This is a genomic window from Vibrio sp. 10N.286.46.A8, assembly GCF_041470165.1.
In the GTDB taxonomy this organism is placed as follows: Bacteria; Pseudomonadota; Gammaproteobacteria; order Enterobacterales; family Vibrionaceae; genus Vibrio; species Vibrio tasmaniensis_A.
In genome coordinates this window covers 1,509-9,441 of record NZ_JBFRLX010000086.1, presented here as the reverse complement: position 1 = coordinate 9,441, position 7,933 = coordinate 1,509, and the positions used below count along the sequence as shown (strand labels likewise).

Genomic DNA, 7,933 nt, shown 5'->3' with positions numbered 1-7,933 from the left:
ATGAATAATCATTAACAATGAACCTAAATGTATAATAAAGATCAATTGTTCATATGTTTTTCAACAACTTAAATAGCTTCCCATTTTGAAGCCGTTCGCCCATGAAAGATAAATCGTTACGTAAATGATGCTCGCAAACTAAGTCCACATTTAGGTAACGAACAAATTTAAAAGATCTCACGAAATAAGGATTAGCTGACTATGTACGCGCTAAGTAACTGTAAAATTTACACTGGTAGTGATGTTCTAACCGATCATGCCGTCGTAATAGAAAATGAACTGATCAAAAAAGTCTGTCCTATCTCTGAATTGCCAGAAGGAATCGAGGTTCGCGATCTAAACGGAGCAAACCTAAGCCCAGGTTTCATTGACTTACAGCTGAATGGTTGTGGTGGTGTAATGCTTAACGATGAGATCACGGCAGAAACAATGCAGATCATGCACGAAGCAAACCTTAAATCAGGCTGTACTAGCTTCTTGCCAACGCTCATCACCTCTTCAGACGAAGATATGCGTGCAGTTATTACTGCAGCTCGTGAATATCACAATCAGTACCAAAACCAATCACTAGGTCTGCACCTTGAAGGTCCATATCTAAACGTTGCAAAAAAAGGCATTCATAGCGTCGATCACATTCGTAAATCAGACAGCGAAATGATTGAACTGATTTGCGAGAACAGCGACCTAGTTGCAAAAGTAACATTGGCACCAGAGCTTAATGATCCAGAACATATCGAGCGCCTACACAAAGCTGGCGTTGTCGTTTCAATCGGCCATACAAACGCGACTTACGCAGAAGCTCGACAAAGTTTCGAATCTGGTATCACTTTCGCTACTCACCTATTCAATGCGATGACCCCTATGGTCGGTCGTGAACCTGGCGTTGTTGGTGCGATTTACGACACGCCAGAAGTTTATGCTGGTATCATCGCCGACGGCTTCCACGTTGATTACGCAAACATCAGAATTGCGCACAAAATCAAGGGAGAAAAGCTAGTATTAGTGACGGATGCCACAGCTCCTGCAGGTGCTGACATGGAATACTTTATTTTTGTCGGTAAGAAAGTATATTACCGAGATGGTAAGTGTGTTGATGAAAACGGCACACTGGGCGGCTCAGCTCTGACTATGATTGAAGCAGTTCAGAATACAGTTGAGCACGCTGGTATCGCTTTAGACGAAGCTCTTCGCATGGCTACGCTATACCCAGCTACGGCTATCGGTGTAGAAAGCAAGCTAGGTCGAATCAAAAAAGGCATGGTTGCAAACCTAGCTGTATTTGACCGAGACTTTAACGTTAAAGCGACTGTTGTTAATGGACAATACGAGCACAATTAAGTATGAATGGCGGACAAATAGGTAACGTAGACTTAGTTAAACAACTAAACAGTGCGGCGGTATACCGACTAATAGACCAGCAAGGGCCTATCAGTCGTATACAAGTGGCTGATGTAAGCCAACTCGCACCGGCAAGTGTTACAAAAATTACCCGCCAACTTTTGGAGCGCGGCCTCATTAAAGAGGTTGCGCAACAAGCGTCTACTGGCGGTAGACGCGCGATCTCCCTAACCACAGAAGTCGACCCTTTTCATTCTGTCGCTGTACGCTTAGGTAGAGACTATATTCAAATAAGCCTTCATGACCTTGGTGGTCGTGAATTGGCTTTCCAACAACAAGACCTAGATTATTCAGACCAATCAGACCTTACACAAGGCTTGGTCAATAACCTCAAGGCTTTCATTGCTGAGCATCAGCCAAAGATCGACCAACTGATTGCCATTGGTGTCACCCTTCCAGGCTTGGTCAACCCAACGACCGGTGTTGTTGAGTACATGCCAAACACGGACATCGATAACCTCGCATTGAGCGATATTATTCGCGATACTTTCCATGTGGCTTGTTTTGTTGGTAATGACGTTAGAGGAATGGCGCTTGCTGAGCACTACTTCGGTGCAAGTAAAGACAGTCAAGATTCTATTTTGGTCAGTGTGCACCGTGGTACGGGTGCTGGTATTATCGTTAATGGACAGGTTTTCTTAGGCCATAACCGTAACGTGGGTGAAATTGGTCATATCCAAATTGATCCGCTAGGAGAACAGTGCCAGTGTGGTAACTTCGGTTGTCTTGAAACCGTAGCGGCAAACCCTGCCATTGTTGATCGAGTACAGAAGCTCATTAAGCAAGGCTATGAATCTTCTTTAACAGAACTTGAACATATTACGATTCAAGATGTTTGTGACCACGCAATCAATGGCGATGAACTCGCGAAACAAAGCTTAGTTCGAGTAGGAAACCAGTTAGGTAAGGCTATCGCGATGACGATTAACCTGTTTAACCCTCAGAAAGTTATCATTGCTGGTGATATTACGAAGGCACAAGAGATTGTTTTCCCTGCAATTAAGCGCAATGTAGAGAATCAGTCGTTAACGACTTTCCATAGCGGCCTGCCTATTGTAGCATCACAGATCGATAAACATCCTACGATGGGAGCCTTTGCCATGATTAAGCGCGCCATGCTCAACGGTGTGTTACTGCAAAAGCTTCTTGAAGACTAAAGAAAACAATTCTGATTTTCCGCGGGCCGTGTTTGTATAAACACGGCCCGTTTTTTTAAGCTAGGGAACTACAACAACAAGTTATGGAACTTATATTAATATCCACTGCGTTTATCGCAGGATTTATTGCTTTAAAATGCCACCTCCCCCCATTAGTTGGTTTTTTGGTTGCAGGTTTCGGGCTTTATGCCCTTGGCTTTGAAACCAATGACACCATCATTACTTTGGCTGACCTTGGTGTCACCCTTCTCTTATTTACTATTGGCTTAAAGCTGGACATCAAAACCCTACTCTCTAAAGAGATCTGGGCTGGCGCAACGATCCACAATCTTTTATCCACTCTGTTTTTTGCAGCCGCTCTATTTGGTTTTAAGTTCCTAGGTATTTCATCTCTAGCAGCCATGTCAATAGAACAGATCGTTCTACTCGGTTTTGCTCTTTCATTTTCTAGTACTGTATTTGCGGTCAAGTCTCTACAAGAGAAAGGGGAAATGAATGCTACCTATGGCACACTAGCGATTGGCATTCTGGTCATGCAAGATATCTTTGCTGTCGTATTCTTGACTGCATCGACGGGCAAAATTCCAGAGTGGTATGCGATCGCACTGTTCGCTTTGCCTTTCTTTCGCCCATTGTTCTACAAAGTCCTCGATTGGGTTGGGCACGGTGAAATGTTGGTGCTATTCGGTATCTTCTTCGCATTAGTTGTTGGTGCTGGCTTGTTCCAGTTTGTAGGAGTAAAACCAGACTTAGGTGCCCTTATCCTAGGTATGCTATTAGCCGGTCACCCAAAAGCTTCAGAGCTATCGAAGTCGCTGTTTAACCTCAAAGAGCTTTTCCTCGTCTGCTTCTTCTTGAATATTGGCTTGTCAGAACAGCCAACTATTCAGGGTTTTATGCTTGCAGTCTTGTTCTTATTGTTACTGCCAGTGAAAGGCGTTCTGTACTTCTTGGTACTAAACCGATTCAAGTTCCGTGTTCGAACCTCCCTACTCACTTCTTTGTCACTGTTTAACTACAGTGAATTTGGTCTCATCGTCGGTGGCCTTGCTTTTAAGATGGGCTGGATGTCTGGCGACATCTTGGTGGCAGTGGCTATAGCCGTTTCATTGTCGTTCTTAATCGCTGCACCTCTCAACAAAGCGGGTCACAAACTTTATCAACAATCAGGTCGCTGGTTAAAAGAGCACGCTGCTGAGAAGCTCCACCAACGTGACAAACGAATTGACCCAGGTCGGGCTCAAGTTCTAATTCTTGGTATGGGACGCATTGGTACTGGTGCCTACGACGAATTACGCTCACGCTACGGCAAAGTGAGTTTAGGTGTAGAAGTTCGTGAAGACGCGGCACATAACCACAGAAGCCATGGCAGAAACGTTATTTCTGGTGACGCAACTGACCCGGATTTCTGGGAACGAATCTTAGACACAGCAAACGTAAAACTGGTGATCTTGGCTATGCCTCACCACCAAGGTAATCAAACCGCCTTAGAACAATTAAAATCACGAAACTTTAAAGGTCAAATAGCGGCAATTGCCGAATATCCAGATCAGCTCGAAACACTGAAAGAGAATGGCGTCGATGCGGCATTTAACATTTACAGCGAAGCTGGTAGCGGTTTTGCCCGACATGTTTGTGAACAATTGAATCCGAACATCAATAAAATATGATATTCAACATGTTCCATTTAACCTCTCAAAATTGCGACTTTTTGCACTTTTGAGAGGTTTTTGTTCAAAAAACCAACCGCAATTAGACGCCACTCACCAAAACCACCTTAAAAGTAGATATTTTCTAACATAAACCCCTTTATATTATTTTTTTGCTCACATTCGGTTGCTTTTTTTAGCCAGAATGGCAAATTGAATGCAGTTGATTTAGAAATTATTTAAAAGGAAGTTCTATGTGTTCAGTATTTGGCATTCTCGACATTAAAAGTGATGCCGCAGCACTTCGCCCTATTGCTTTAGAAATGTCTAAAAAGCTTCGTCACCGTGGCCCAGACTGGTCTGGTATCTATGCCGGTGAAAAAGCGATCCTTGCTCACGAGCGTCTAGCTATCGTCGGCTTAAACAGTGGTGCTCAACCACTATACAGCCAAGACAAAAAGCACATTCTTGCAGTTAATGGCGAAATCTATAACCACAAAGAACTTCGCGCTCGCTACGAAGATAAATACCAGTTCCAAACTGACTCTGATTGTGAAGTCATTCTTGCGCTTTACCAAGAGATGGGTGCCGACCTTTTAGAAGAACTTAACGGTATTTTCGCTTTCGTTTTATATGACGAAGAGAAAGACGAATACCTAGTCGGCCGTGACCATATTGGCATCATCCCGCTTTACCAAGGCTACGATGAGCACGGCAACTATTACGTTGCTTCAGAGATGAAAGCACTGGTTCCAGTTTGTAAGACGATCAGTGAGTTCCCTCCTGGTAGCTTCTACTCTTCTAAAGATGCAGAACCTCAACGCTACTACATCCGCGATTGGAACGAATACGCAGCCGTTCAAGGTAACAGCACAAGCAAAGAAGAGCTAACTGAAGCGCTAGAAGCTGCTGTTAAGCGTCAACTAATGACTGACGTTCCTTACGGTGTACTTCTATCTGGTGGCCTTGATTCATCAATCACTTCTGCAGTCGCTAAGCGTTTTGCAGCAATGCGTATCGAAGATGATGAGCAATCAGAAGCTTGGTGGCCACAACTACACTCATTTGCTGTTGGCCTAGAAAATGCTCCCGACCTGATTGCTGCACGTGAAGTTGCAGACAAAATCGGTACTGTACACCACGAGATGACTTACACCATTCAGGAAGGCTTAGATGCCATCCGTGATGTTATCTATCACATTGAAACTTATGATGTTACGACCATCCGTGCTTCAACGCCGATGTACTTGCTAGCTCGTAAGATCAAAGCAATGGGTATCAAGATGGTACTTTCTGGTGAGGGTGCTGATGAAATCTTTGGTGGTTACCTGTACTTCCACAAAGCACCAAACGCGAAAGAGTTCCACGAAGAAACGGTGCGTAAACTTCTTGCTTTAAGCATGTTTGATTGTGCTCGTGCGAACAAATCGTTGGCGGCATGGGGTGTAGAAGGTCGAGTACCATTCTTGGATAAAGAGTTCATCGATGTGGCTATGCGTTTAAACCCTGAAGACAAAATGTGCGGTAACGGTAAAATGGAGAAACACATCCTACGTGAGTGTTTTGAAGACTACTTACCAGATTCAATCGCATGGCGCCAAAAAGAACAGTTCTCTGATGGTGTTGGCTACGACTGGATTGATACATTGAAAGCAACGGCTGAAGAAAAAGTAACGGATCAACAAATGGAAGCTGCTCAGTTCCGTTTCCCTTACAACACACCAACAACCAAAGAAGGTTACGCTTACCGTGAAATCTTTGAGGAGCTATTCCCTCTAGAATCGGCGGCAGAGTGTGTACCTGGCGGCCCTTCAGTTGCCTGTTCATCAGCAAAAGCGATCGAGTGGGATGAGTCATTCAAAAACTGTGTAGACCCATCAGGCCGTGCGGTACAAGCTGTTCACAACGACTCTTACTAGGTCTAGGTCTAGGTCTAGGTCTAGGTCTAGGTACAAGTCAAAAACAAAAAAGGCGCACTATGCGCCTTTTTTTAAGCCTGTTTTTTATTGCTGCACTTATGCATGAGCTTGTAGTGCTTCGTTCTCTATACTGATCGGCACAACTTGACTGATCATCTTAACGAGCATAATAGAGCGTGCTTCTCCATCCTTTTGATGGAAAATAGCCTCTACCCCAGCAAACTGACCACTATTGATTTTGACCACTTGCCCTGATTCAAACTCAACACAGCACTCTTCAGGTTCATCTTCGCAACACTTCTCAAACTCTTTCAGTTCATACACTAAGTCGCCTTGGACTTCATGTGGCCTTGCGCCGAACTTAATAAAATCGACGACACCACGCGTTGAACGAACAGTAGTAAAACTTGGACCCTGTTCGTAGTCAAAACGTACAAAGATGTAAGATGGGAATAGCGGTTCTTTGACCTGCTTCTCTTTCCCTCTAACGACCTTCTTAACATCTATTTGAGGATAAAAGCACTCTACCCCCTGATTTTCTAGGTGCTGTTGAGCGCGTTTTTGATCACCACGCTTACAGTAAAGTAAATACCAACGTTTCATTTAACTCGCCATCTTCGTTCTTTGGACATTTAACCACAGCCTAAAACAATTTAGTCGCCGTTAATAAATGAGTCCTGATAAGCGAGAAATTACGCGGAACAGAAAGACTTATCAACCAAAAAGTCATAGGTAAAAAATTTGGTCAGTCATTGTACAAGGAACATTTAGAGATCAAAAGACTCATTGCTGTAAGCATATGTATATCGCAGATAATATGAATAACATTCCCTATAAGATCATAACGATAGGCTAGGGCAATAGATCTAAACATTTTTATTGGATAGGGTCATAAAAAAGGTTACCAACCAACCAGGTCAAATATGGAAAATTAGTTTGCAGCACAAGCCGAATGGGCCGCATTAAAAGTAAATTTATTTAATATCAATGCTTTAGTAAAACCAAGTTATCGTGACCACAAAATACGCCTATTGCAGACTTTTACCCTACTGTGTATACATGAATGACTATAAAATCTTTTAATACCTAAAATTAGTAAAACTTATGCCAAGCAATCACAACATCTTTGGCCACCCTAGAGGCCTATTTTTATTATTTAGCACAGAGCTATGGGAACGTTTCTCCTACTACGCGATGCGTGCCATCCTTGTTTTATTTTTGACTGACACGACCCTCAACGGTGGACTTGGTTGGTCAACGAAAGACGCACTTGATCTCTACGGTATTTACACTGGCTTAGTCTACATCACGCCATTGATCGGTGGCTGGATTGCCGATAACTACTTAGGACAACGTAAATCGATCCTAGTGGGTGGTGTATTAATGGCACTCGGCCAATTTACGCTCGCTCTTCCTAACGGCGCTATTGGCTTAGACCAAGTAAATGCTCTTTATCTAGGTTTAGCACTACTTATCAGTGGTAACGGTATGTTTAAGCCAAACATCTCGACCATGGTTGGCGACCTTTACCAAGAAGGCGATAACCGCCGTGACGGTGCATTCACCATTTTCTACATGGGCATCAACTTAGGTGCATTATTAGGTGGCTTGATTTCAGGCGCTGCTGTCGACTCTTTCGGCTGGAAAGCAGGTTTCTTAGCCGCTGGTATTGGTATGGTTATTAGCTTAATCATGCAAATGACAATGGCTCAATCTTGGTTAGGTAACATTGGTTCAGTGCCCGCAGCTGCGCGAGCAAAAGCACTGAACAAATCAAAAGAAAAAACGCCACTAACCAAAGAAGAGTTCG

Annotated in this window: 6 protein-coding genes; 5 read left to right on the top strand and 1 reads right to left on the bottom strand. The window is 43.5% G+C overall.

Features of this window, described 5'->3' with window-relative positions; translation table 11 throughout:
* Positions 1 to 201: 201 nt before the first annotated feature.
* The 4 genes from nagA (at position 202) to asnB (ending at position 6,123) form a co-directional block, all read left to right on the top strand.
* A complete protein-coding gene (gene nagA / locus AB4232_RS10175) occupies positions 202 to 1,338 on the top strand; it encodes an N-acetylglucosamine-6-phosphate deacetylase (protein WP_012604541.1) in 1,137 nt (378 codons plus the stop codon).
* A 2-nt stretch (positions 1,339 to 1,340) separates the two neighbouring features.
* Entirely contained in the window at positions 1,341 to 2,555 is a 1,215-nt protein-coding gene (locus tag AB4232_RS10170; protein WP_009847335.1) for an ROK family protein, read from the top strand.
* 83 nt (positions 2,556 to 2,638) lie between these two features.
* The gene (locus tag AB4232_RS10165; RefSeq protein WP_009847336.1) at positions 2,639 to 4,225 is read left to right on the top strand and encodes a cation:proton antiporter family protein; all 1,587 of its coding nucleotides are present in this window, start codon (positions 2,639 to 2,641) and stop codon (positions 4,223 to 4,225) included.
* 233 nt (positions 4,226 to 4,458) lie between these two features.
* Positions 4,459 to 6,123 (top strand): asparagine synthase B, encoded by a 1,665-nt coding sequence (gene asnB / locus AB4232_RS10160; RefSeq protein WP_372087051.1) that lies wholly within the window; start codon positions 4,459 to 4,461, stop codon positions 6,121 to 6,123.
* A gap of 96 nt (positions 6,124 to 6,219) precedes the next feature.
* Here the strand turns inward: asnB and rfaH are convergent, their stop codons facing one another.
* Positions 6,220 to 6,726: a transcription/translation regulatory transformer protein RfaH gene (gene rfaH, locus AB4232_RS10155; protein WP_102306531.1), complete on the bottom strand. Its 507-nt coding sequence runs from the start codon at positions 6,724 to 6,726 to the stop codon at positions 6,220 to 6,222.
* 501 nt (positions 6,727 to 7,227) lie between these two features.
* Between rfaH and AB4232_RS10150 the strand changes: the two genes are divergently transcribed.
* On the top strand, positions 7,228 to 7,933 hold a 706-nt coding region (locus AB4232_RS10150), incomplete at its 3' end, for a peptide MFS transporter (RefSeq protein ID WP_372087050.1).